Genomic DNA, 23,035 nt, shown 5'->3' on the forward strand with positions numbered 1-23,035 from the left:
TCCTCGGGATGGTCAGAAGGGGTGCAGGCCCACGGCCGAAGCGGCGTTCTCGATCGGCACGGCGAAACCGATGCCGACGAAGGTGCGCTGCTGCGAAGGGTTCAGGATGGCGGTGACGATGCCGACGACCTGCCCGTCCATGGTCACCAGCGGGCCGCCGGAGTTCCCGGGATTGGCCGCGGCGTCGAACTGGATCAGGTTGGTCAGCACGTGCTTGCCCTCGGGCGAGCGGAACGAGCGGCCCAGGCCGGAGACCACGCCGGCCGAGGTGGAAGGGCCGATGCCGAAAGGAAAGCCGACGGCCACCACCTGGTCGCCGGGCGTCAGGTCGGCGGTGGAGCGCATGGTCGCGGCGATCATGTCGTCGGGGATCTTGTGGGCCTGCAGCACGGCCAGGTCGTTCTCGGGCTGGGTGCCGGTCACGCTGGCGGTGCTCTCCATGCCGTCGGAGAAGGTGACCTTGATGGTCTGCGCGCCGGAGACCACGTGCAGGTTGGTCAGGATGATGCCCTTGTCGACGATGACCACGCCGGTGCCCACGCCTTGCTCCACCTCCTCCTTGCCGTCCTTGCTCTTGACGAAGCCCATCACGCGCACGACCGAGGGAATGATGGCCGCGTAGGCCTTAGCGGCCGGCGAGGGCAGCACATTGGTCTCCAGCGTGCGCAGCACGGCGGCGTCGATGTCCTTCTGGGTCAGCGCGCGGGCACCGGGACGCAGCGCGATCGTGCCCGCGCCCAGCGCGGCCGCGGCCAGCAGCACGATGGTGGCCCACAGCAGGCGCGGATCGCTCCACCAGCGCCTGCGCGCAGGGGGCGGCGCCGCGGATGCCGCGGGCGCTGCGTCAGTGGGCTGGGGGGAAGAGGGGGCAGCGTCGGCATCCGGCGGCTCGGGTCGGGCACGGGATGCACTGCTGTAAAGAGCCGGCCTACGCATCGGTGTTCACCTGTGATGGGACGTTGCGGATCTACGCAAATACAGTACCACGGTTCATTCCTGGGCGCATCCCCGGCCGGACGGCATCCCCCAATCGACGTACGGCGATGCGGCCGGGGCCGCGCGCTACAGTGGCCCCATGCCCTGGATCGACACCCACTGCCATCTCGATGCGCCGGAGTTCGGCCCGGACCACGCGCTGGCGCTGGCCGCGCGCGCGCAGGCGGCCGGGCGCGGCGTGGCCCTGTGCGTGCTGCCGGCGGTCGGTGTGTTCGATTTCGACACCGTGCGTGCATTCGCCCACCGCACCGGCGACGCCTACGCCCTGGGCATCCACCCGCTGTTCGTGCCGCGGGCCGACGATGGCGACCTGGACCGGCTGGACGCGGCCCTGGCCGCACATGCCGGCGACCCGCGGCTCGTGGCGGTGGGCGAGATCGGGCTGGACTTCTTCGTGCCCGGGCTGGCCGAGCCCGCCATGCGTGCGCGCCAGCTGCATTTCTTTCGCCGGCAGCTGCAGCTGGCGCGGCGCCACGGCCTGCCCGTCATCGTGCACACGCGGCGCAGCGTCGACCAGGTGCTGCGCCAGCTGCGCGAGATCGGTGCAGGCACGCACTGGAACGGCATCGCCCATGCCTTCAACGGCAGCGGGCAACAGGCCCAGGCCGTGTTGGCCCAGGGCCTCAAGCTGGGCTTCGGCGGTGCGATGACCTTCGACACCGCACGCCAGCTGCGCCAGCTGGCCACCGGGCTGCCGCTGGAGGCCATCGTCCTGGAGACCGACGCGCCCGACATTGCGCCGCAATGGCTCTACGTGCGCCAGTCCGAGCGGGCGGCCGGCCGGCCCCAGGGACTGAACACGCCGGCCGAGCTGCCGCGCATCGCCGAGACGCTGGTGGCGCTGCGCGGCCTGCCGCTGGCCGACATCGAGGCGGCGACCACTGCCAATGCGCTCGCGGCCCTGCCGCGCCTGCGTGCGCTGTTGCAGGCAGGGCCGCCGGCGCAGGCCACAATCGTGGCCGATGAAAAAAGCCGCTAAATCCACCACGGCCCGCAGCGCCAAGCCGGCGCTGCCCGAGGTGCAGTTCGCCGACGACGGCGTGGTGCGCACGCTGCACCTTGGCACCGAATGGGTGCAGGGCTCGATGCTGATCGACAAGCCCTACGACATCGAGCTGGAGTACGTGCAGCGCATGATGGCCTGGCTGCTGTTCGTGCCCGCCGAGGGCATCACCAAGCGCCACGCCATGCAGCTGGGCCTGGGGGCCGGCGCGTTGACCAAGTTCTGCCACAAGAAGCTGCGCATGCGCACCACCGTGATCGAGCTGAACCCGCAGGTGATCGCCGCCTGCCGCGGCTGGTTCAAGCTGCCGCCCGACGATGCGCGGCTGCAGGTGCGCCTGGCCGACGCGGGCCTGGCCGTGCTGGACGCCACGCTGCACGGCACCGTCGACGCGCTGCAGGTCGACCTGTACGACCAGGAGGCGGCCTCGCCCGTGCTGGACAGTGCCGATTTTTATGCCGACTGCCGCCGTCTGCTGACCGAGGAGGGCGCCATGACGGTCAACCTGTTCGGCCGCTCCTCGAGCTACGAGGCCAGCCTGGCGCGCATCGCCGAGGCCTTCGGCGAGCGTGCGGTCTGGGCCTTCCGGCCCACGCGCGAGGGCAACACCGTGGTGCTGGCCCAGCGCGAGGCCAGTCGGCCCGAGCGCGCCGACCTGCTGGCCCGCGCGGCCGACATCGAATCGCGCTGGGGCCTGCCGGCGCGCAAGTGGCTGCGCGTGTTCGGCGCTACCGCGCCATGACGGTGCCCTACGTCGGCCCGCTGACCTGGCGCCTGCTGGTCGACTGGCTGGTCACCGACGGGGTGATCTCCGCCGACGAACACCGCCGCACCGTGGCGCGCTGCGCCCAGGCCGAAAGCGCGCAGCCGGCGCTGGTGCGGCTGGCCAGCGTGGCCATGGCGCGCGCGCGCGACGGCAAGCCGCTGGACATCGAGATGCTGGCCGAGTGGCTTGCCGGCCGTGCCGGCCTGCCCTATCAGCGCATCGACCCGCTCAAGGTGGACGTGGGCAAGGTGGCCGACACCATGAGTGCCGTCTACGCCGAGCGCCACAAGGTGCTGCCGCTGCAGGTCGGCGCGAGCGTGGTGGTGGTGGCGACGGCCGAACCCTTCGTCAGCGACTGGGTGCCCGAGGTCGAGCGCCAGTCGCGCCGCAGCGTGCGCCGCGTGGTGGCCAACCCGCTGGACATCCAGCGCTACACGGCCGAGTTCTTCGCGCTGGCCAGGTCGGTACGCGCGGCGCAGAAGGCCGGCGGCAGCGCGGGCCTGGCCAGCTTCGAGCAGCTCGTCGAGCTCGGCAAATCCAGCAAGACGCTGGACGCCAACGACCAGGGCGTGGTGCAGCTGGTGGACTGGCTGTGGCAGTACGCCTTCAACCAGCGCGCCAGCGACATCCACCTGGAGCCGCGGCGCGAGCAGGGCGTCATCCGCTTCCGCATCGATGGCGTGCTGCACCCGGTCTACCAGATGCCCATGGGCGTCATGAACGCCGTGGTCGCGCGCGTGAAGCTGCTGGGCCGCATGGACGTGGTGGAAAAGCGCCGCCCGCAGGACGGCCGCATCAAGACGCGCAACCCGAGGGGCGACGAGGTCGAGATGCGCCTGTCGACGCTGCCCACGGCCTTCGGCGAGAAGATGGTGATGCGCATCTTCGATCCCGACACCGCCGTCAAGGACCTGGACGCGCTGGGCTTCTCGCCGCACGACGCCACGCGCTGGGAGGCACTGGTGCGCCAGCCGCACGGCGTGGTCCTGGTCACCGGGCCGACCGGCTCGGGCAAGACCACCACGCTGTACTCCACGCTCAAGCGCGTGGCCACCGAGGCGCTCAACGTCAGCACCATCGAAGACCCGATCGAGATGATCGAGCCGGCCTTCAACCAGACCCAGGTGCAGCCGCAGCTCGACTTCGACTTCGCCGAGGGCCTGCGCGCGCTGATGCGCCAGGACCCCGACGTGATCATGGTCGGCGAGATCCGCGACCTGCAGACCGCCGAGATGGCGGTGCAGGCCGCACTCACGGGCCACCTGGTGTTCTCCACGCTGCACACTAACGACGCGCCGGCGGCGCTGACGCGGCTCATGGAGCTGGGCGTGCCTTCCTACCTGCTCAACGCCACCGTGCTCGGGGTGCTCGCGCAGCGGCTCGTGCGCGTGCTGTGCCGGCACTGCCGCGCGCCTGACGAGGGCACCACGGCCGAGACGCTGAACCGCGTGATCCACCCCTGGCGCATCAACGGCGCATGCACGCCCTACAAGCCCGTGGGTTGCCTGGAATGCCGCATGACGGGCTTCATGGGCCGCATGGGCCTGTATGAATTGCTGACCGTCAGCGAAGCCTTCAAGGACAAGCTGGCGCAGGCCGGCGGCCAGCCCTCGGCACTGCGGCGCCAGGCGCTCGTCGACGGCATGCGGCCGCTGCGGCTGGCCGGCGCGCTGCGCGTGGCCGAGGGGCTGACCACCATGGCCGAGGTGCTCAGCGCCACCCCGCCGCTGGAGACGCCGCCCACGGCCTGACAGCCGCCGCGCAAGGGCCGTTGCGGCGCTGCAATCCGTCAGGCGCGCGTCAGCCAGCATGTAGGTGGAATCCACATCTTTCGGCGGTTTGAATGCCTCCACAATCGCGCCACCTTTTGCTAGAGGAGGCATTTTTGTGAACATCAAAAGTCAAAAAGACTTTTTCTCCGGACTCATGTTCACCGTGGTGGGCGTTGCGTTCGCATGGGGCGCGACAACCTACACGGTGGGCAATGGGGCCCGCATGGGACCGGGCTACTTCCCGCTGATGCTGGGCATCGTCATGGCCATCATCGGCATGATCATCACCTTCACCTCCCTGGTGACGGAGACGGCGGACGGCGACAAGATCGGCAAGTGGGCCTGGAAGCAGGTGGTCTTCATCCTGGGGGCCAACCTCGCGTTCGGCATCCTGCTGGGCGGCCTGCCGAGCATCGGCATCCCGGCCATGGGCATGATCGCGGCCATCTATGCGCTGACCATCATCTCCAGCCTGGCCGGCCATGAGTTCCACCTCAAGTCGGTGCTGATCCTGGCCACCGTGCTGGCCATCGGCAGCTACTTCGCTTTCATCTGGGCGCTGAAGCTCCAGATCCAGGTCTGGCCGACCTTCATCACGGGCTGAGCAAGACACCATGGATCTGATTCACAACCTCTCGCTGGGTTTCGGCGTTGCGTTCACGCTGACCAACCTGCTGTACTGCCTGATCGGCTGTATCTTGGGCACGCTGATCGGCGTGCTGCCGGGCATCGGCCCGGTGGCCACCATCGCCATGCTGCTGCCCGCCACCTACGCGCTGCCGCCGGTGTCCGCACTCATCATGCTGGCCGGCATCTACTACGGCGCGCAGTACGGCGGCTCCACCACCGCCATCCTGGTCAACCTGCCGGGCGAATCGTCGTCGGTGGTGACCGTGATCGACGGCTACCAGATGGCGCGACGCGGTCGGGCCGGTCCTGCACTCGCGGCGGCTGGCCTGGGCTCGTTCTTCGCGGGCTCGGTCGGTACGCTGATCCTGGCCGCGTTCGCGCCGCCGCTGACCGAAGTGGCGTTCAAGTTCGGCCCGGCCGAATACTTCTCGCTGATGATCCTGGGCCTGATCGGTGCCGTGGTGCTGGCTTCGGGCTCGCTGCTCAAGGCCATCGGCATGATCGTGCTGGGCCTGCTGATGGGCCTGGTGGGTACCGACGTGAACTCGGGCGTCGCCCGCTACAGCTTCGACATCCCCGAACTGACCGACGGCATCGGCTTCGTGGCCATCGCCATGGGCGTGTTCGGCTATGGCGAGATCATCACCAACCTGTCCAAGCCCGAAGACGAGCGCGAAGTGTTCACCGGCAAGGTCACGGGCCTGATGCCGACCAAGGAAGACTTCAAGCGCATGCTGCCGGCTGTGCTGCGCGGCACCGCGCTGGGCGCGGCCCTGGGCATCCTGCCCGGCGGTGGTGCGCTGCTGGCAGCCTTCGCGGCCTACACCATCGAGAAGAAGACCAAGCTGCACCCGGGCGAAGTGCCCTTCGGCAAGGGCAACATCCGCGGTGTGGCGGCGCCTGAGTCGGCCAACAACGCCGGTGCGCAGACCTCCTTCATCCCGCTGCTGACGCTGGGCATCCCGCCCAACGCCGTGATGGCGCTGATGGTGGGTGCCATGACGATCCACAACATCCAGCCGGGCCCGCAGGTGATGACCAGCAACCCCGAGCTGTTCTGGGGCCTGATCGCCTCGATGTGGATCGGCAATGCGATGCTGGTGATCCTGAACCTGCCGCTGATCGGCATGTGGATCAAGTTGCTGACGGTGCCCTACAAGTTCCTGTTCCCGTCCATCGTGCTGTTCTGCGCGATCGGCGTGTACTCGACCAACAACAACACCTTCGACATCTGGATGGTGGGTGCCTTCGGCTTCATCGGCTACATGTTCAACAAGCTCGGCTGCGAACCCGCACCGCTGCTGCTGGGCTTCATCCTGGGGCCGATGATGGAAGAGAACCTGCGCCGTGCGCTGCTGCTGTCGCGCGGCGACTGGAGCGTGTTCGTCACGCGCCCGATCTCGGCCGGCCTGCTGATCGCCGCCGCCATCCTCGTGATCATCGTGCTGCTGCCGGCGGTCAAGAACAAGCGCGAAGAGGCCTTCGTCGAAGACTGACGTCCTGCGCGGCATTTCCCTTCGGACGGCGCCCTCGGGCGCCGTTTTTCATGGGTGGACCGCCCCATGAGGAAAATGCCCCCACGGGGCGCGGCGGACCTCGCGCAGCGGGGCAGCGCGGGGCCATTTTTCCTATGATCGGCGCCCGATTCAGGCAACAACGGAGAACGCAATGGACTTGGGTATTGCAGGCAAGTGGGCACTGGTGTGCGGCGCGAGCAAGGGGCTGGGCTTCGGCTGCGCGCAGGCGCTCGTGCGCGAGGGCGTGAACGTGCTGATCGTGGCGCGCGGTGCCGAGGCGCTGCAGGCGGCAGAGCGCACGCTGCTGGACGATCCGCAGCGCCCGGCGGCGGCCGAGGTCCTCCATGTGGCGGCCGACATCACGACGCCGGCCGGCCGGGCAGCCGTGTTCGCCGTGCGGCCCGAGTTCGACATCATCGTGACCAATGCCGGCGGCCCACCGCCGGGCGACTTCCGTGACTGGGACCGCGAGGACTGGGTCAAGGCGCTGGACGCCAACATGCTGACGCCCATCGAGTTGATCAAGGGCGCGGTGGACGGCATGGCTGCACGCGGCTTCGGCCGCATCGTCAACATCACCTCGAGTTCGGTGAAGGCGCCGATCGACGTGCTGGGCCTGTCCAACGGCGCGCGCAGCGGGTTGACCGGCTTCGTCGCCGGCGTGGCGCGCACCACCAAGCTGGCTTCGGCCAACGTGACCATCAACAACCTGCTGCCCGGCGTGTTCGACACCGACCGCATCCGTGCCACCGTGGCCGGCCAGGCCGCCAAGACCGGCAAGCCGGTCGAGGACATCGTGGCCGCGCGCAAGAACAACATCCCGGCCCGCCGCCTGGGCACGCCGGCCGAGTTCGGTGCGATCTGCGCCTTCCTGTGCAGCCAGCACGCCAGCTACATCACGGGGCAGAACATCCTGCCGGACGGCGGCGCCTACCCCGGCACGCACTGAGCCCGCAGCAGGCCTATGGGCCTGCCTCGCGCCGCCGGGACGACACGACGATGCCGCCCACGATCAGCGCGAACGCGAACGCGTGGTACTGCCGCGGCGGCTCGCGCAGCACGAGGCCGGACAGCAGCACCGCGAACAGCGGTGTGAGGTTGGCGAAGAACCCTGCCGTGCTGGGGCCCACGCGGCGCACCCCCGCACCCCAGCACAGGTAGGCGGTCAGCGAGGGGCCGAGCGCGATGTAGAGCAGCGCGCCCGCCAGCGGCCAGCCCCAGGCCGTGGACACCGGGGACAGCCACAGCGCCTCGCCCAGCGCGAAAGCGCCGGCCCAGGGCAGGCCGAACACCACCTGCGCCATCAGGAAGCCGGCCCAGTGCGCACGCAGCGAGGCGGGGTAGCCCGGCCGCGTGAGCAGCCAGCTGTAGGCCGCCCAGGCCAGCGTGGCCAGCAGCATGTACAGGTCGCCGGGCACCAGGCGCAGCTGCAGCAGCTGCTGCGGCTCGCCACGGGCCAGCACCACCAGCACGCCGGCGACGGACAAGGCGGCGCCCAGCAGCTGCCTGCGCGAGACCGATGCCCCGAACAGCAGGCCGATGGCCAGCATCCAGACCGGCAGGCTGGAGCCCACCAGCGTCACGTTGATCGGCGTGGACGTCTGCAGTGCCAGGTACTGCAGCGCGTTGTAGCAGCCCACGCTGAGCAGGCCCAGCAGCAGCAGGCCGCGGCGGTGTTCCCACAGGCCGGAGCCGCGCCGCAACACGGCTGAGGCCAGCGGCAGCAGCAGCACGAACACCAGCACCCAGCGCAGGAAGTTCAGCAGGACGGGCGGGATCATGCCGGCCACCAGCCGGCCGACGATGGCATTGCTGGCCCACATCAGCGGGGGGAGTGTGAGCAGGGCGATCGTGGAGGGCGTCAGGCGTTGCGCAGGCATTGAAGCGACTGTAACGACGCGCCATCGCTGCTAGCATCCGCCGCTTCGATTGCACGCGCACGAGAGGACGACATGACGACGACGAGCAAGGCCATCCGCATCGACCGCAACGGCGGCCCCGAGGAAATGCAACTGGTGCAGGTCCAGGTGGGCGAACCCGGCCCGGGCGAGATCCGCATCCGCCACAAGGCCATCGGCCTGAACTTCATCGACGTCTACCAGCGCAGCGGGCTCTACCAGCTGCCCATGCCGCTGCAGCTGGGCATGGAGGCCTCGGGCGTCGTCGAGGCGGTGGGCGCCGGCGTCACGCACCTGGCGGCCGGCGACCGCGCCGCCTATGCCAGCCAGCCGCCGGGCAGCTACTGCGAACTGCGCGTGATGCCGGCACGCAACGTCTGCAAGCTGCCGGACGGCATCGACTTCGAGACCGGTGCGGCCATGATGCTCAAGGGCCTGACGGCGCAGTACCTGCTCAAGAAGACGCTGCCGCAGGGCGGCCTGCAACGCGGCGACCATGTGCTGTTTCATGCCGCGGCCGGCGGCGTGGGCCTGATCGCCTGCCAATGGGCGCGCGCGCTGGGCCTGGAGCTGATCGGCACCGCCGGCTCGCCCGAGAAATGCCAGCTGGCCCTGGCGCATGGCGCGGCCCACGCCATCGACTACAAGCGCGAGGACTTCCTGGCCCGCGTCAAGGAGATCACCGGCGGCAAGGGCGTGAAGGTGGTGTACGACTCCATCGGCAAGGACACCTTCGAGAAGTCGCTGGAATGCTTGCAGCCCTTCGGCCTCATGGCCAGCTTCGGCAACGCGTCCGGCCCGGTGGCGCCCTTCGCGCCGGGTGTGCTGGGCAACAAGGGCTCGCTGTACCTCACGCGGGCCACGCTGTTCACGCATATCGCCACGCGCGAGAGCAACCAGGCCATGGCCGACGACCTCTTCGACGTGGTGCTGCGCGGCGACGTGAAGATCCGCATCGACCAGCGCTACCCGCTGGAGCAGGTGCAGCAGGCGCACCGCGACCTGGAGGCTCGCAAGACCACCGGCTGCACCATCCTGACCTTGTGAGCGCAGCGCCGGGCCGCCCCAAGCAAGCCCGCTTCCCCTTGGGGGAACAGGCCGCAGGCCGAAGGGGGCACCAATGAACGCGCTGTCGCTCGACCCGAACTGGTGCGCAGCGCTGCTGGCGCGCGCCGAGCAGCCGCCGCAGGCGCCGCGCGTGCCGCTGCTGTGGCAAGAGCGCGAGATCGGCAGCATCGAACCGGCGCTGCCGCTTGCACTGGGCCGCCTGGCTGCCGTCGACGGCACGGCGCTGCTGTGCCGCGAAGGCCAGGCCTACTGCGTGCGCGGCCCGCTCGGCGACAGCCTGCAGCGGCTGGCGCTGGCGTTGCGCGCGGCCGGCCTGGCCCATGCCTGGCGCGACGAGCAGTTGGCGGTCTGCGACGTGCATGGCGTGCCGCTGGCCAGCGTGGAGCGCGCCGTGGTGCGCGTGCTGGGCATCGCGACGCGCGCCGTGCACCTGGTCGGCTTCGACACGCGCGGCCACGTCTGGCTGCAGCAGCGTGCCTTCGACAAGCCCAACGACCCCGGCCTGTGGGACACGCTGATGGGCGGCATGGTGGCCGCCGGCGACACGCTGGACACGGCCCTGGAGCGCGAGACCTGGGAGGAGGCCGGCCTGCGCCTGGAGGCGCTGCAGGACCTGCACCAGGCCGGCTGGGTGCACCAGCGCCGGCCGGCCGGCGATGGCACGCGCCACGGCTACCTGGTCGAGGACATCGCCTGGAGTCGGTGCGTGCTGCCCGATGGCCTGGTGCCCAGCAACCAGGATGGCGAGGTCGAGCGCTTCGAATGCGTGCCGCCGGACGAGGTGGCGGCGCGGCTGCAGCAAGGCCTGTTCACCGACGAGGCAGCCTTGATCCTGATGCAGGCACTGGACGCATAGCCGACCCTGCCCGCACCGCGTGGCGTTCGAGGCGCGGTGCGGGGGGCGTCGCCGAAATGCCACGGTTTTCCGTGTATGCATTGCAGGCGTTTCGAATGCGGGTGGGCAAGGGGCTTCCGCAGATACGATGGCGGCCAGCATCGATTCCCTCACCTGCGGCAAAGGTGACTGGGGAGCCGGCGCAGGGAGGGCCCCTATGGATTCGAACGTGCGGCAGACGGTGCTCGTCGTGGACGACTCGGCACTGAACCGCCACATGCTGACCGACCTGCTGAGGTCTGACTACACCGTGCTGGACGCGCGCGACGGCGAGCAGGGCCTGGCGCTGGCGCGCGAACACCAGCCCGACCTGATCCTGCTGGACGTGGTGATGCCCGGGCTGGACGGCCACGAGGTGCTGCACCGGCTCAAGGCCGATCGGCGCACCGCGGTGATCGGCGTCATCTTCATCACCGGACTGAACTCCGCGGCGGAGGAGGAGCGCGGCCTGCGCGGCGGCGCCTCCGACTATGTCGTCAAGCCTTTCCATGCGGCGGTGGTGCGTGCGCGTGTGGCCTTGCACCTGCAGCTGGCGCGCCAGCGCCGCATGCTCGAGCAACTGGCCCGTGTCGACGGGCTGACCGAGATCGCGAACCGCCGGTGCTTCGACGACACGCTGGCCACCGAGACGGCCCGCGCCTGCCGGTCCGGCCGCGGGCTGTCCGTGGCCCTGGTCGATGTCGATTTTTTCAAGCAGTACAACGACCACTACGGCCATGCCAGGGGCGACGGGGTGCTGCGCCAGGTGGCGCGCACGCTGAGCAGCGGCATGCGGCGTCCGGCCGACATGGCAGCGCGTTACGGTGGCGAGGAGTTCGTGCTGCTGATGCCCGAGACCGACCTGGCTGGCGCGCTGCTGTGCGCAGACCGGATGCGGCACGGGATCGAGCTGCTGGCGATTGCGCATGCGTGGTCCGATGTGGCGCCCTGCGTCACCGTCAGCGTCGGCGTGATGCACGGCAGCAGCGTGGACGAGCTGTGCGGCGAAAGCCTGCTGCTGCAGGCCGACCGCCGCCTCTATGCCGCCAAGCGCGCGGGCCGCAACCGCGTGGTCGGGCACGACTGAAGCTTCGGCAAACGCCCTCAGCCCAATTCGTCGAACTTGGACTCGCGGATGCGGCTGGGCGCCAGCGCGCCGGCCGAGTCCAGGATCGGGTAGGCGATCGAGCAGATGTGCGAGTTGATGCGCTTGAGCTCGGACAGCAGGTCGATGTGCAGCGAACTGGTCTCGATGCTGGGCACGGTCTTGTCGGTCAGCCGGGCCAGATGGGTGCGCGAGTAGGCGCGTTCGAGGTCGCGAAAGCGCGCCTTCTCTTCCAGCAGCTTCCTGGCGTCGTGCACGGTGCCGTTCAGGAACACGCTCATGCCCAGCCGCAGGTTGGAGATCAGGCGGTCGTGCAGTTCGCGGATCTCGGCCATGCCGGCCTCGGAGAAGCTGCGGCCCGGGCGGATCTTCTTGTCCTCGATGTCGATCAGCACGCGCTCGATGGTGTCGCCGATGTGCTCCATGTTGATCGTGAAGCTGATGATGTCGGTCCAGCGCTGGCTCTCCTCCTCGTCCAGGGCCTCGCGCGAGATCTTCGTCAGGTAGTACTTGATGGACGAGTAGAGCTGGTCGACCGTGTCGTCGAGCTTGCGCAGTTCCTCGGCCAGGCGCAGGTCGTTGTGCACGATCACGTCGAGCACGCCGCGCAGCATGGTCTCCACCACGTCGGCCTGGTGCAGCGCCTCGCGCGCGGCGCACGAGATCGCCAGCGAGGGGGTGGCCAGGGCCGACGGGTCCAGGTGCTGCGGCCGCGCGAGCGGTCCGCCCTGGCCGCGTTGCGTGCGCGGCAGCCAGCGTTCGACGCAGCCGGCGATCCACTGCGTGAGGCCGATGAAGACGGTGGCCACCACGATGTTGAAGGCCAGGTGGAACAGCACCACCAGCGTGGCCGTGTCGGCGATGTACGGCCGCACGGCCTGCAGCCACAGGCCGACCCATGGCGCGGCCAGCACCACGCCCAGCAGCTTGAACACGAGGTTGCCCAGCGGCACCTGGCGCACTTCCACGGCCGAGCGCAGCGTGGTCAGCACGGCCAGCGCGCCGCTGCCCAGGTTGGCGCCGAGCACCAGGCCCAGCGCCACCTCGGCCGGGACCACGCCGGACGCGGCCAGCGTGGCCGTGAGCAGCACGATGGCCAGGCTGGAGTAGGAAATGACGGCCAGCAACGCGCCCACCGTGATCTCCAGCATCAGATCGCTGGAGAGCGAGCCCAGCAGCGACTTGATGGCCGGTGCCTGCGTGAGCACGGCCGTGGAGGCGGTGACCAGGCGCAGCGCCAGCAGCATCAGGCCCAGGCCGATCAGCACACGGCCGAAGCGTCCGACGTCGGTGGACTGGCGCGCGATGAAGAGCACCACGCCGACGAAGATCAACAGCGGCGACAGCCAGGACAGGTCGAACGAGAACACCACCGCCATCAGGCTGGTGCCCACGTCGGCCCCCAGCATCACCGCCAGCGCGGCCGGCAAGGCCACGAGGCCCTGGCCGACGAAGGAGGAGACGATGAGCGCGGTGGCGGTGCTGGACTGCACCAGGGCGGTCACGCCCAGGCCCGAAGCGAAGGCCGAGAAGCGGTTGCCCAGGCTGTGCGACAGCGTGCCGCGCAGGTTGGCGCCAAACACGCGCAGGATGCCGGTGCGCACCATGTGCGTACCCCAGACCAGCAGCGCGATGGCCGCCAACAGATTCAGCAAATGCTTCATGGAATGTGGCGCCCACTATACGCGCGCGGACCCGGCCCGCACGGTGGCCACAACCAGCGGAATGCGGCGGATCAGCGGCCGCGCCGCATGCGCCGCAGCTCGTCCAGGATCAGCAGCACGGCGCCGACCGTGATGCCGCTGTCGGCGATGTTGAAGGCCGGGAAATGCCAGCCGGCCCAGTGGAAGTCCAGGAAGTCGACCACGTAGCCGTGCTGCAGGCGATCCACCACGTTGCCGATGGCGCCGCCCAGGATCAGCGTCAGCGCGAACGAGAACAGCCGCTGGCCCGCATGCGCGCGCAGCAGCCAGACGATGAACACCGCCGCGCCCACGCCGATGGCGGTGAAGAACCAGCGCTGCCAGCCCGATGCCCCGGCCAGGAACGAGAAGGCCGCGCCGGGGTTGTGTGCGCGCACGATGTTGAAGAAGCTGGTGACGACGGTCGCGTCACCGAGCTGGTAGTGGTCCAGGATCCACTGCTTGGTCCACTGGTCGGCCACGAAGATCGCGGCCGCCAGCAGCAGCCAGGGCCACCAGCGTGGGCGTGCAATGCCGCCGGCCATCAGGCGAAGGTCCGGGTTTCGCCGGCACCGAACAGGTTGCTGTTGCAGCGGCCGCACAGCGTGGGGTGGGCCGGGTCGCTGCCGACGTCGGCGCGGTAGTGCCAGCAGCGTTCGCACTTGGTGTCCTGCGAGGGCGTGACCTGCACGGCGAGTTCGGCGCCTTCGTGGAGTTCGGCCTTGGAGGCGATCAGCACGAAGCGCAGGTCTTCGCCCAGCGCCGCCAGCACGGCGTGGTCGTCGGCAGCCGCCGACAGCACCACGTTGGCCTGCAGCGAGGAGCCGACGGCGCCGGTGGTGCGCACGGCCTCGATCTCCTTGTTGACCACGTCGCGCACCGCGCGGATGCGCGACCACCTGGCCAGCAGTGCCTCGTCGGCCGCGGGCAGTTGGGTGTAGGTCTCCATGAAGATGGAGTCGGAGTTGCCGACCAGCTTCCAGGCCTCTTCGGCCGTGAAGGAGAGGAACGGCGCCATCCAGCGCAGCATGGCCTGGGTGATCTGCCACAGCGCGGTCTGCGCGCTGCGGCGCGCCAGCGAGCCGGCGGCCGTCGTGTACAGGCGGTCCTTCAGGATGTCCAGGTAGAACGCGCCCAGGTCTTCCGAGCAATAGACCTGCAGCTTGGCCACCACCGGGTGGAACTCGTACACCTTGTAGTGCGCCAGGATCTCGGCCTGGAACTGCGCGGCACGCGCCAGCGCGTAGCGGTCGATCTCCAGGAGCTGGTCGGCCGGCACGGCGTCCTTGGCCGGGTCGAAGTCGCTGGTGTTGGCCAAGAGGAAGCGCAGCGTGTTGCGGATGCGGCGGTAGGCATCGACCACGCGCGCGAGGATCTTCTCGTCGCCGGCGATGTCGCCCGAGTAGTCGCTGGCCGCCACCCACAGGCGGATGATCTCGGCGCCCAGCTTCTTGTTGACCTCCTGCGGGTCGATGCCGTTGCCGAGCGACTTGCTCATCTTGCGGCCCTGGCTGTCCACCGTGAAGCCGTGCGTGAGCAGGCCGCGGTAGGGCGCGCGGCCCTCCAGCGCGCTGGCCAGCAGCAGCGAGCTGTGGAACCAGCCGCGGTGCTGGTCGTGGCCTTCCAGGTACAGGTCGGCCTCGGGGCCTTCGGTGTGGAAGCCCGGCGCATGCGTGCCGCGCAGCACATGCCAGAAGGTCGAGCCGGAGTCGAACCAGACCTCCAGGATGTCGGTGCTCTTGGTGTACTGCGCGGAGTCGGCACCCAGGATCTCCTCGGTGGTCACGCGGCTCCAGGCCTCGATGCCGCCTTGCTCGACGATGTCGGCGGCCTGGTCCAGGATCTCCATGGTGCGCGGGTGCAGCTCGCCCGAATCCTTGTGCAGGAAGAACGGGATCGGCACGCCCCAGCTGCGCTGGCGCGAGATGCACCAGTCGGGCCGGTTGGCGATCATGTCGTGCAGCCGCGCCTTGCCGTTCTCGGGGTAGAAGCTGGTCTGCTCGATCGCGGCCAGCGCGGTCTGGCGCAGCGTCTGCGGGGCCTTGTCCTTGGTGAACACGCCTTCGCCCTCGTCCATGCGGATGAACCACTGCGCCGCGGCGCGGTAGATCACGGGCGTCTTGTGGCGCCAGCAGTGCGGGTAGCTGTGCGTGATGGTCTCGGTCGCCAGCAGGCGTCCGGCCGTCTTCAGCGCATCGAGGATGACGGGCACGGCCTTCCAGATGTGCTGGCCGCCGAACAGCGGGAAGTCGTCGGCGTAGGCGCCGTTGCCCTGCACCGGATTGAGGATGTCCTCGTTGCGGATGCCGTGGGACGTGCAAGAGTTGTAGTCCTCCAGGCCGTAGGCCGGCGCCGAGTGCACGATGCCGGTGCCGTCGTCGGCCGTGGCGTAGTCGGCCAGGAACACGGGCGCGAGGCGGCGGTAGCCCGCATCGGCGTCGTAAAGCGGGTGTTCGAAGTCCAGGCCGCCCAGCTTCTCGCCCTTGGCCGTCGCCAGCACCTGGCCCTGCAGGCCGTAGCGCGCGAGGCACTTCTCGACCAGCGAGGCGGCCAGCACGAGCAGGCCGCGCTCGGTGTCGACCAGCGCGTAGTCGAGCTCGGGGTTCAGATTCAGCGCCTGGTTGGCGGGGATGGTCCAGGCCGTGGTGGTCCAGATCACCACGAAGGCGTCCTTGCTGAGCGAAGTCAGGCCGAAGGCGGCGGCCAGCTTGGCCGGGTCGTGCGCCTTGAAGGCGACGTCCAGTGTCTGGCTCTTCTTGTCGGCGTATTCGATCTCGAACTCGGCCAGCGAGGAGCCGCAGTCGAAGCACCAGTACACGGGCTTCAAGCCCCGGTAGACGAAGCCGCGCTCGATCACGCGCTTGAACGCGCGCAGCTCGCCGGCCTCGTTGGCGAAGTCCATGGTCTTGTAGGGATGGTCCCACTCGCCCAGCACGCCCAGGCGCTGGAAGTCGGCCATCTGCTGGGCGATCTGCTCGGTGGCGAAGGCGCGGCTCTTGGCCTGCATGTCGTCGCGGCTGAGCTTGCGGCCGAACTTCTTCTCGATGGCGTTCTCGATCGGCAGGCCGTGGCAATCCCAACCCGGCACGTACAGCGCGTCGAAGCCTTCCAGCTGGCGCGCCTTGACGATCATGTCCTTCAGGATCTTGTTGACCGCGTGGCCCATGTGGATCTGGCCGTTGGCGTAGGGCGGGCCGTCGTGCAGGATGAACTTCGGCTTGCCCGCACGCGCGGCGCGCAGCCGCTTGTACAGGCCTTGCTCGTTCCAGTCCTTCACCCAGCCCGGCTCGCGCTTGGGCAGGTCGCCGCGCATGGGGAACGGGGTGTCGGGCAGGTTCAGGGTGCTGCGGTAATCGGTGGTGTCGGTCATGGTGCGGGCAGGGGCGTCGTCGGCGACGGCGCCGTGGAACTGGGAAGGGGGAACGCGGCCCGGCTGGTCGCCGGAAACACGCGCGAGCGCGGGGAAAGCCGGGCGGCTAAATTCGGTCGCGCGTGGTCTGCCGGCGCGTCTGCGCATGGCCGGCCGCCAGCCAGGCGCGGGCCTCGTCGCAGTCCCTGTTGATGCCGGTCTTGAGGGCATCCAGGCTGTCGTACTTCAGCTCGTCGTGCAGTTTGTGCAGCAGTTCCACGCGCACGATCTTACCGTAGCCCCCCTCGGGGCCGAGGTCGGCGGGCCAGTCCAGGCAGTGCGTCTCGAGCAGCACGCGGCCGCCGTTGATGTCGTTCGGGTCCAGCGACGGGCGCACGCCCAGGTTGGCGACGCCGGCCAGCGGCTGGTCTGCCAGGCCATGGACTTCGACCACGAAGATGCCCGAGGCGGCCGGCTTCCAATGCGAAAAACGCATGTTGATGGTGCGGAACCCCAGTTCGCGGCCGAGCTGGCGGCCGCGCACCACGTGGCCGCTGATGCTGTAGGGGCGGCCCAGCAGGCGGGCTGCGTCGTCCATGCGGCCCTGGCCGAGCGCCTCGCGCACGGCCGAGCTGGACACGCGCACGCTGCGGCGGCCACCCTCGGCCGCCGCGTCGGGCAGCGAAACCTCGTAGCTGTTCATGCGCGCCACCTCGAAGCCCATGGCGTTGCCGGCGGCGGCGAGCATGGCGTAGTCGCCCGCGCGCTTGGCGCCGAAGCGGAAGTCGTCGCCCACCAGCACGTAGCGCACGTTCAGGCCGGCGACCAGCACGTCCTGGATGAAGGCCTGGGGGCTCTTGCCGGCCAGCTCTGCACGGAAGGGCAGCACGATGGTCTGGTCCACGCCGCAGCGGGCCAGTTCGGTCAGCTTGTCGCGCAGCGTGCCGATGCGCGCGGGCGCGATCTCGGGCCGGCCCGTGGCCTGCGCGAAGTAGTCGCGCGGGTGCGGCTCGAAGCTCATCACGCAGCTCTCCACGCCGCGGTGCTGGGCCTCGTTGCGCAGCAACGCCAGCATGGCTTGGTGGCCACGGTGCACGCCGTCGAAGTTGCCGATGGTCAGCGCGCACGCCGGCGCGATGCCCCGGTAGTGGAAGCCGCGGAAGATCTTCATGGTGTCGTTATCTTTTCCATAGCGCCGAAGGCGTACCCCCGGCCGCGCCCGTCATATCCCGGCCAGGCGAACCCTGTATATTGTGACGCGGCGCACCATGGTCAAGTCGGGCCGGTGGTGCGCACAGCCTGGATGTTTGCGATTCCGTGTCCGTGCGCATGCGCGCTAGCTGGAGGCGTCATTTGAAGGTCTTGAAGCTCTCGGGGCAGGGCCTGCCCCAATCCTGGATCACGCTGGAACAGGCGGTGCTGCACTACGCCGCCGACGAGGTGCGCTGGGAGTCCGGCGCCGAGGTCGCGGTGTTCCGCGGTGGCCACAACGCGGTCACGGGCCTGCAATCGAAGATCGCCGTCAGCAGCATCATCGGCACCAAGGGCGTGCCGGGCGTCAACCCGTTCCGCGCGCGGCCCGCCCTGACCAACAGCAAGCTGTTCGCGCGCGACCGCAACGTCTGCGCCTACTGCGGCCAGCATGTGCCGGAGGACGCCCTCACGCGCGAGCACATCGTGCCGCTGGCCCAGAAGGGCCAGGACCACTGGATGAACGTGGTCACGGCCTGCCGCGGCTGCAACCACCGCAAGAGCAACCGCACGCCCGAGCAAGCCCGCATGCCGTTGCTGTACGCGCCCTACGTGCCCAGCCTGTGGGAGGACTTCATCCTGCGCAACCGCCGCATCCTGGCGGACCAGATGGAGTTCCTGATGGCGCACGTGCCGCGGTCGTCCCGGCTGTTGGTCTGACAAACAAAATGCCCCGCGACCGCGGGGAATTTTTCCTGGAGGGATGGGCTTCAGGCGAACACGCCGGCCTTGTCCTGCATGCGCGCCGAGACCTCGCCCAGGTGGTGCAAGGTATCGCCGAACTGCATCTCCATCTGCGTGAGGCGCTTGAAGTAGTGGCTGCCGACATACTCGTCGGTCACGCCGATGCCGCCGTGCAGCTGCACCGAGTTCTGGCCGACGAAGCGCAGCGACTGGCCCAGCTGCACCTTCGCGCGCGCCATCGCGCGGCGGCGCTCTTCGGCCGGCGCGTTGAGCTTGAGCGAGGCGTAATAGCTCATGGAGCGGATCAGTTCCAGCTGCATCTTCATGTCGGCCATGCGGTGGCGCAGGGCCTGGAAGCTGCCGATGACCACGCCGAACTGCTTGCGCGTGTTGAGGTACTCGGCCGTGATCTCCATGGTCTTGTCCAGCGCGCCGACGGCCTCGGCACACAGCGCGGCGATGCCGATGTCCACGGCGTGCTCCAGCGCGGTCAGGCCATCGGCCGTGACCAGCGTGGCAGCAGCATCCTGGAACACGACTTCGGCGGCGCGCGAGCCATCCTGCGTGGCATAGCCGCGTGCCGCGACGCCGGAGGCGGCACGCTCCACCAGGAACAGCGCGATCTTGCCGTCGACCGTGGCCGGCACCAGGAACGCATCGGCCTGGTCGCCCGCCGGCACGATGCTCTTGTGCCCGCTGACCGACCAGGCGGTGCCGCTCTGCCTGGCCTGCGCGGCGCATGCATCGAGCCGGTAGCGCGCGGCGCGCTCCTGGTGTGCCAGCACCACCAGCGCGTCGCCCGACGCAATGCGGGGCAGCCAGCTGGCCTGCACCTCTGCCGGGGCGTAGGCCGACAGCGTGCCGCTGGCGATCAGCGTCTGCGCCACAGGTTCGAGCACGATGCCGCGGCCCAGTTCTTCCATCGCCACCATGGCCTCGACGGGGCCCATGCCCATGCCGCCGTGGTCTTCGCTGACGTACAGGCCCGTCAGGCCCAGGCCGGCGAGTTCGGCATAGGCCTCGGCAGAGAAGCCACCTGCCTTGACCAACGCGCGGCGGTTGTCGAAGCCGTAGCCCTTGTCGACCCACTTGCGCACGGCGTCGCGCAGTTGTTCCTGGTCGTCGCTGAAGTTGAAATCCATGTCTGTCTCCTCAACCCAGCACGGTCTGGGCCACGATGTTGCGCTGCACTTCGTTCGATCCGCCGTAGATCGTGGTCTTGCGCATGTTGAAGTAGGTGGCGGCCAGCGGCGCGCAGTGGGCCGCGCCCACGTGGTCGCCCTGCCAGCCGGCTTCCATGGCTTCCTTGATGAACGGCAGGCTGTAGGGGCCGGCGGCCAGCATCATGAGTTCGCTGTAGCGCTGCTGCACCTCGCTGCCCTTGATCTTGAGCAGGCCAGCTACGTCCAGCGAGTTCTTGCCCGACTTCTCGGCCGACAGCACGCGCAGCACCATCATCTCCAGCGCCACCACGTCCACCTCGAGCTTGGCGATCTCGTCGCGAAAGCGCACGTCGTCGTACACACCCTCGGCCTTGGCGATGCGCTTGAGCCGCTCGAGCTCGCGCTTGGCGCGGTTCACGTCGGCGATGTTGGTGCGTTCGTGGCTCAACAGGTGCTTGGCATAGGTCCAGCCCTTGTTCTCCTCGCCGATCAGGTTCTCGACCGGCACCTCGACGTCGTCGAAGAACACCTCGTTCACCTCGTGCCCGCCGTCCAGCATGATGATGGGCCGCACGCTGACGCCCTTGCTCTTCATGTCGATCAACAGGAAGCTGATGCCGGTCTGCGGCTTGCCTTCGTTGCTGGTGCGCACCAGGCAGAAGATCCACTCGCCGTACTGGCCCAGCGTGGTCCAGGTTTTCTGGCCGTTGACGATGTACTTGTCGCCTTTGCGCTCAGCACGCGTCTTGACCGAAGCCAGGTCGGAGCCCGAACCGGGTTCGCTGTAGCCCTGGCTCCACCAGACCTCGCCGCTGGCGATGCCGGGCAGGAAGCGCTTGTGCTGCTCGGCGTTGCCGAAGGTCATGATGACCGGCGCCACCATCACGGGCCCGAACGGCACGATGCGCGGCGCACCGGCCAACGCGCATTCCTCTTCGAACAAGTGCTTCTGCACCGCGTTCCAGCCGGGGCCGCCAAACTCCTTGGGCCAGGCGTAGCCGAGCCAGCCCTTGCTGCCCAGGATCTTGGCCCAGCGCTGCATATCGTCGCGCGTGAGGTGCAGCGCGTTGTGCACCTTGTGGGAGATTTCGGCCGGCAGATTGGCATGCACCCAGCTGCGCACTTCTTCCCTGAACTGTTGCTCTTCGGCCGTGAAAGCCAAATCCATGGTGGTCTCCTGTTCGTCACAAGCCGTCCAGCGACGGCCGCGCAGTTGTAGCACGACCGTGCGCTTCGGGCTGTCACCTGCGTCTGGGGATAATCCCGCGCGCTGATGAAGAACCTCGTGATCCTGATTTCCGGCGGCGGCTCCAACATGGAAGCCATCGTGCGCACCGCGCAGCAGCGCGACTGGCCCGGCCGCCTGCACGCCCGCGTGGCGGCCGTGCTGAGCAACCGTCCCGATTGCGCCGGACTGGCGCGCGCCCGGGCGTTGGGCGTGCCGACCGCTGCCGTCGACCACCGCGCCTTTGCCCAGGCGGCCGACCCGCGCGCGGCCTTCGATGCCGCGCTGGCCGAGGCCATCGACCTGCATGCGCCCGACCTGGTCGTGCTGGCCGGTTTCATGCGCATCCTGACGCCCGGTTTCGTGCGCCGCTACGCGGGCCGCCTCGTCAACATCCATCCTTCGCTGCTGCCGGCCTTTCCGGGCCTGCACACCCACCGGCGCGCCATCGAGGCCGGTTGCCGCGTGGCCGGCGCCACCGTGCACCGCGTGACCGAAGAGCTGGACCACGGCCCCATCCTCGACCAGGTGGTGGTGCCGGTGCTGCCCGGCGACGACGAGGCCGCGCTGTCTGCGCGCGTGCTGACGCAGGAGCACCGCATGTACCCGCGCGCGATCGAGCGGCTGCTGGCCACGGGCTGAGCAGGCCTGCGCCGACGATCCCGGGACGACAATCGCCCCATGCATCCCAAAGCCGTTCTGGACGCCTGCGCCGACCTCGTGCGCGAGGCGCTGGTCTTCGACCATCCCGCCGACGCCGTGGCGGCGCGCTTCTTCCGCACCCACCGTGGCCTCGGTCCGCGCGAGCGCGCCACGCTCTCCGACACCTTGTTCGCCGTGCTGCGCCGCAAGCTGCAGTACGAGCATTTCGCCCCTTCGGGCTCCGGCCCCCGCGAGCGTCGCCTGGCGATCCTGGGCTTCGGCGGACCGCGCGACTTCCTGTTCTCGGCGCTGTCGCCGCAGGAGAAGGAGTGGCTGCAGCAGTGCGAGGCCGTGGCCACCGCCGACCTGCTGGACCGCCACCGCCACAACCTGCCCGAGTGGCTGGCGCAGCCGCTGCGCGCGCAACTGGGAACGGACAAGGGCCAGGATTTCTGGCCGCTGGCCGACAGCCTGCTAGGCCCGGCGCCGCTCGATCTGCGCGTCAACCAGCTCGGCGCCAAGCGTGCCGACGTGCAGCAGGAACTCCAGGCCGCCGGCATCGAAGCCCAGCCCACGCCGCATTCGCCCTGGGGCCTGCGGGTGCAGGGCAAGCCGGCGCTGAACCGCGTGGATGCGTTCACGCGCGGCGCGGTCGAAGTGCAGGACGAGGGCTCGCAACTGCTGGCCCTGCTGCTGGACGCGCGACGCGGCGAGATGGTGACCGACTTCTGCGCCGGCGCGGGCGGCAAGACGCTGGCCATCGGCGCCACGATGCGCAATACCGGCCGGCTGTATGCCTTCGACACGTCGGCGCACCGGCTGGAGGCGCTCAAGCCGCGGCTCGGCCGCAGCGGCCTGTCGAACGTGCACCCAGTGGTCATCGCGCACGAGCGTGACGACCGCATCAAGCGCCTGGCCGGCAAGATGGACCGCGTGCTCGTCGACGCGCCTTGCAGCGGCACCGGAACGTTGCGCCGGCACCCGGACCTCAAGTGGCGCCAGGACCAGAGGGCCGTGGACGCGTTGTCCGCGCTCCAGCTGGCCGTGCTGCAAAGCGCTGCACGCCTGCTCAAGCCCGGTGGGCGGCTGGTCTATGCCACGTGCAGCCTGCTGGCGCAGGAAAACGAAGACGTTGCCGCGGCGTTCACGGCCGCGCAGAAGGCGTTCGTGCCGCTGCCCGTGGCGGCAGAGCTGGCCCGCCTCAAGGTCGATGGTGCGCAGGGCCTGTGCACCGGCCCGGACGGGCAGTTCCTGCGCCTGTGGCCGCACCGGCACGCCACCGATGGTTTCTTCGCCGCGATCTGGCAAAGACAAGCCTGAGCAAAGGTTGTTTCCGCACCATAGGCCAAAACGAGACAGCATCCTACAATGGTCTGTTTTTTCGGCGACGCCATCTGTGCTATGCGCGCG

20 protein-coding genes are annotated in these 23,035 nt (G+C 69.2%); 12 read left to right on the forward strand and 8 right to left on the reverse strand.

What is annotated here, in order from left to right:
- Positions 1 to 12: 12 nt before the first annotated feature.
- Positions 13 to 936 (reverse strand): S1C family serine protease, encoded by a 924-nt coding sequence (locus tag ASF44_RS15250; RefSeq protein ID WP_056900075.1) that lies wholly within the window; start codon positions 934 to 936, stop codon positions 13 to 15.
- A 139-nt stretch (positions 937 to 1,075) separates the two neighbouring features.
- On the opposite strand from ASF44_RS15250, the gene ASF44_RS15255 reads away from it, so the two are divergent.
- The 6 genes from ASF44_RS15255 (at position 1,076) to ASF44_RS15280 (ending at position 7,633) form a co-directional block, all read left to right on the forward strand.
- Entirely contained in the window at positions 1,076 to 1,975 is a 900-nt protein-coding gene (locus ASF44_RS15255; protein WP_056900076.1) for a TatD family hydrolase, read from the forward strand.
- Positions 1,959 to 2,741, forward strand: coding sequence for a spermidine synthase (locus tag ASF44_RS15260; protein WP_056900077.1), 783 nt, complete (start codon positions 1,959 to 1,961; stop codon positions 2,739 to 2,741). The genes ASF44_RS15255 and ASF44_RS15260 overlap by 17 nt, the downstream gene beginning before the upstream one ends.
- On the forward strand, positions 2,738 to 4,516 hold the full coding sequence (locus ASF44_RS15265) for a GspE/PulE family protein (protein ID WP_056900078.1): 1,779 nt from the start codon (positions 2,738 to 2,740) through the stop codon (positions 4,514 to 4,516). Before ASF44_RS15260 ends, ASF44_RS15265 begins: the two co-directional genes overlap by 4 nt.
- 136 nt (positions 4,517 to 4,652) lie before the next feature.
- Complete coding sequence (locus tag ASF44_RS15270; protein WP_056900079.1) at positions 4,653 to 5,141, forward strand: tripartite tricarboxylate transporter TctB family protein; 489 nt, start codon at positions 4,653 to 4,655, stop codon at positions 5,139 to 5,141.
- A 10-nt stretch (positions 5,142 to 5,151) separates the two neighbouring features.
- Complete coding sequence (locus ASF44_RS15275) at positions 5,152 to 6,663, forward strand: tripartite tricarboxylate transporter permease (protein ID WP_056900080.1); 1,512 nt, start codon at positions 5,152 to 5,154, stop codon at positions 6,661 to 6,663.
- Between the two features lie 172 nt (positions 6,664 to 6,835).
- Positions 6,836 to 7,633: an SDR family oxidoreductase gene (locus ASF44_RS15280; protein ID WP_056900081.1), complete on the forward strand. Its 798-nt coding sequence runs from the start codon at positions 6,836 to 6,838 to the stop codon at positions 7,631 to 7,633.
- Between the two features lie 13 nt (positions 7,634 to 7,646).
- Here the strand turns inward: ASF44_RS15280 and ASF44_RS15285 are convergent, their stop codons facing one another.
- Positions 7,647 to 8,564 (reverse strand): DMT family transporter, encoded by a 918-nt coding sequence (locus ASF44_RS15285; RefSeq protein ID WP_056900082.1) that lies wholly within the window; start codon positions 8,562 to 8,564, stop codon positions 7,647 to 7,649.
- 72 nt (positions 8,565 to 8,636) lie between these two features.
- Between ASF44_RS15285 and ASF44_RS15290 the strand changes: the two genes are divergently transcribed.
- The 3 genes from ASF44_RS15290 to ASF44_RS15300 all read left to right on the forward strand — a co-directional run bounded on the left by ASF44_RS15290 (position 8,637) and on the right by ASF44_RS15300 (position 11,611).
- Positions 8,637 to 9,629: a quinone oxidoreductase gene (locus tag ASF44_RS15290; RefSeq protein ID WP_056900083.1), complete on the forward strand. Its 993-nt coding sequence runs from the start codon at positions 8,637 to 8,639 to the stop codon at positions 9,627 to 9,629.
- Between the two features lie 73 nt (positions 9,630 to 9,702).
- Complete coding sequence (locus ASF44_RS15295) at positions 9,703 to 10,506, forward strand: NUDIX domain-containing protein (protein WP_056900084.1); 804 nt, start codon at positions 9,703 to 9,705, stop codon at positions 10,504 to 10,506.
- 196 nt (positions 10,507 to 10,702) lie between these two features.
- Positions 10,703 to 11,611 (forward strand): diguanylate cyclase, encoded by a 909-nt coding sequence (locus ASF44_RS15300; RefSeq protein ID WP_056900085.1) that lies wholly within the window; start codon positions 10,703 to 10,705, stop codon positions 11,609 to 11,611.
- 17 nt (positions 11,612 to 11,628) lie between these two features.
- Here ASF44_RS15300 and ASF44_RS15305 read toward each other — a convergent pair whose 3' ends face one another.
- The 4 genes from ASF44_RS15305 to ASF44_RS15320 all read right to left on the reverse strand — a co-directional run bounded on the left by ASF44_RS15305 (position 11,629) and on the right by ASF44_RS15320 (position 17,831).
- Positions 11,629 to 13,293: a Na/Pi cotransporter family protein gene (locus tag ASF44_RS15305; RefSeq protein WP_056900086.1), complete on the reverse strand. Its 1,665-nt coding sequence runs from the start codon at positions 13,291 to 13,293 to the stop codon at positions 11,629 to 11,631.
- 71 nt (positions 13,294 to 13,364) lie between these two features.
- Positions 13,365 to 13,856: a signal peptidase II gene (lspA, locus tag ASF44_RS15310; protein ID WP_056900087.1), complete on the reverse strand. Its 492-nt coding sequence runs from the start codon at positions 13,854 to 13,856 to the stop codon at positions 13,365 to 13,367.
- Positions 13,856 to 16,681 (reverse strand): isoleucine--tRNA ligase, encoded by a 2,826-nt coding sequence (ileS, locus tag ASF44_RS15315; RefSeq protein ID WP_056900088.1) that lies wholly within the window; start codon positions 16,679 to 16,681, stop codon positions 13,856 to 13,858. Before ileS ends, lspA begins: the two co-directional genes overlap by 1 nt.
- Positions 16,682 to 16,787: 106 nt before the next feature.
- Positions 16,788 to 17,831 (reverse strand): bifunctional riboflavin kinase/FAD synthetase, encoded by a 1,044-nt coding sequence (locus tag ASF44_RS15320; RefSeq protein WP_056900089.1) that lies wholly within the window; start codon positions 17,829 to 17,831, stop codon positions 16,788 to 16,790.
- 182 nt (positions 17,832 to 18,013) lie between these two features.
- Here ASF44_RS15320 and ASF44_RS15325 point away from each other — a divergent pair, with 182 nt between their 5' ends.
- Positions 18,014 to 18,571 carry an HNH endonuclease gene (locus ASF44_RS15325; protein WP_056900090.1) on the forward strand — a complete coding sequence of 186 codons (558 nt, stop codon included), beginning with the start codon at positions 18,014 to 18,016 and terminating at the stop codon, positions 18,569 to 18,571.
- Between the two features lie 50 nt (positions 18,572 to 18,621).
- On the opposite strand, the gene ASF44_RS15330 is transcribed toward ASF44_RS15325, so the two are convergent.
- Both ASF44_RS15330 and ASF44_RS15335 read right to left on the reverse strand, forming a co-directional pair.
- Positions 18,622 to 19,737: an acyl-CoA dehydrogenase family protein gene (locus tag ASF44_RS15330; RefSeq protein WP_056900091.1), complete on the reverse strand. Its 1,116-nt coding sequence runs from the start codon at positions 19,735 to 19,737 to the stop codon at positions 18,622 to 18,624.
- A gap of 10 nt (positions 19,738 to 19,747) precedes the next feature.
- Entirely contained in the window at positions 19,748 to 20,926 is a 1,179-nt protein-coding gene (locus ASF44_RS15335) for an acyl-CoA dehydrogenase family protein (RefSeq protein WP_056900092.1), read from the reverse strand.
- Positions 20,927 to 21,031: 105 nt separating this feature from the next.
- Here ASF44_RS15335 and purN point away from each other — a divergent pair, with 105 nt between their 5' ends.
- Together purN and ASF44_RS15345 are read left to right on the forward strand one after the other, a co-directional pair.
- Positions 21,032 to 21,625 (forward strand): phosphoribosylglycinamide formyltransferase, encoded by a 594-nt coding sequence (gene purN, locus ASF44_RS15340; protein ID WP_056900093.1) that lies wholly within the window; start codon positions 21,032 to 21,034, stop codon positions 21,623 to 21,625.
- 39 nt (positions 21,626 to 21,664) lie between these two features.
- A complete protein-coding gene (locus ASF44_RS15345; protein WP_056900094.1) occupies positions 21,665 to 22,945 on the forward strand; it encodes an RsmB/NOP family class I SAM-dependent RNA methyltransferase in 1,281 nt (426 codons plus the stop codon).
- Positions 22,946 to 23,035 lie beyond the last annotated feature (90 nt).

The organism is Pseudorhodoferax sp. Leaf274 (assembly GCF_001422445.1).
Taxonomy (GTDB): domain Bacteria; phylum Pseudomonadota; class Gammaproteobacteria; order Burkholderiales; family Burkholderiaceae_C; genus Pseudorhodoferax.

Coding starts and splice junctions, on each gene's coding strand:
- ASF44_RS15290 (WP_056900083.1), top strand. CDS start 8,637: ATGACGACGACGAGCAAGGCCATCCGCATCGACCGCAACGGCGGCCCC.
- ASF44_RS15345 (WP_056900094.1), top strand. CDS start 21,665: ATGCATCCCAAAGCCGTTCTGGACGCCTGCGCCGACCTCGTGCGCGAG.
- ASF44_RS15285 (WP_056900082.1), bottom strand. CDS start 8,564: ATGCCTGCGCAACGCCTGACGCCCTCCACGATCGCCCTGCTCACACTC.
- ASF44_RS15255 (WP_056900076.1), top strand. CDS start 1,076: ATGCCCTGGATCGACACCCACTGCCATCTCGATGCGCCGGAGTTCGGC.
- ASF44_RS15300 (WP_056900085.1), top strand. CDS start 10,703: ATGGATTCGAACGTGCGGCAGACGGTGCTCGTCGTGGACGACTCGGCA.
- ASF44_RS15330 (WP_056900091.1), bottom strand. CDS start 19,737: ATGGATTTCAACTTCAGCGACGACCAGGAACAACTGCGCGACGCCGTG.
- ASF44_RS15320 (WP_056900089.1), bottom strand. CDS start 17,831: ATGAAGATCTTCCGCGGCTTCCACTACCGGGGCATCGCGCCGGCGTGC.
- ASF44_RS15280 (WP_056900081.1), top strand. CDS start 6,836: ATGGACTTGGGTATTGCAGGCAAGTGGGCACTGGTGTGCGGCGCGAGC.
- ileS (WP_056900088.1), bottom strand. CDS start 16,681: ATGACCGACACCACCGATTACCGCAGCACCCTGAACCTGCCCGACACC.
- lspA (WP_056900087.1), bottom strand. CDS start 13,856: ATGGCCGGCGGCATTGCACGCCCACGCTGGTGGCCCTGGCTGCTGCTG.
- ASF44_RS15335 (WP_056900092.1), bottom strand. CDS start 20,926: ATGGATTTGGCTTTCACGGCCGAAGAGCAACAGTTCAGGGAAGAAGTG.
- purN (WP_056900093.1), top strand. CDS start 21,032: ATGAAGAACCTCGTGATCCTGATTTCCGGCGGCGGCTCCAACATGGAA.
- ASF44_RS15305 (WP_056900086.1), bottom strand. CDS start 13,293: ATGAAGCATTTGCTGAATCTGTTGGCGGCCATCGCGCTGCTGGTCTGG.
- ASF44_RS15275 (WP_056900080.1), top strand. CDS start 5,152: ATGGATCTGATTCACAACCTCTCGCTGGGTTTCGGCGTTGCGTTCACG.
- ASF44_RS15265 (WP_056900078.1), top strand. CDS start 2,738: ATGACGGTGCCCTACGTCGGCCCGCTGACCTGGCGCCTGCTGGTCGAC.
- ASF44_RS15250 (WP_056900075.1), bottom strand. CDS start 936: ATGCGTAGGCCGGCTCTTTACAGCAGTGCATCCCGTGCCCGACCCGAG.
- ASF44_RS15260 (WP_056900077.1), top strand. CDS start 1,959: ATGAAAAAAGCCGCTAAATCCACCACGGCCCGCAGCGCCAAGCCGGCG.
- ASF44_RS15295 (WP_056900084.1), top strand. CDS start 9,703: ATGAACGCGCTGTCGCTCGACCCGAACTGGTGCGCAGCGCTGCTGGCG.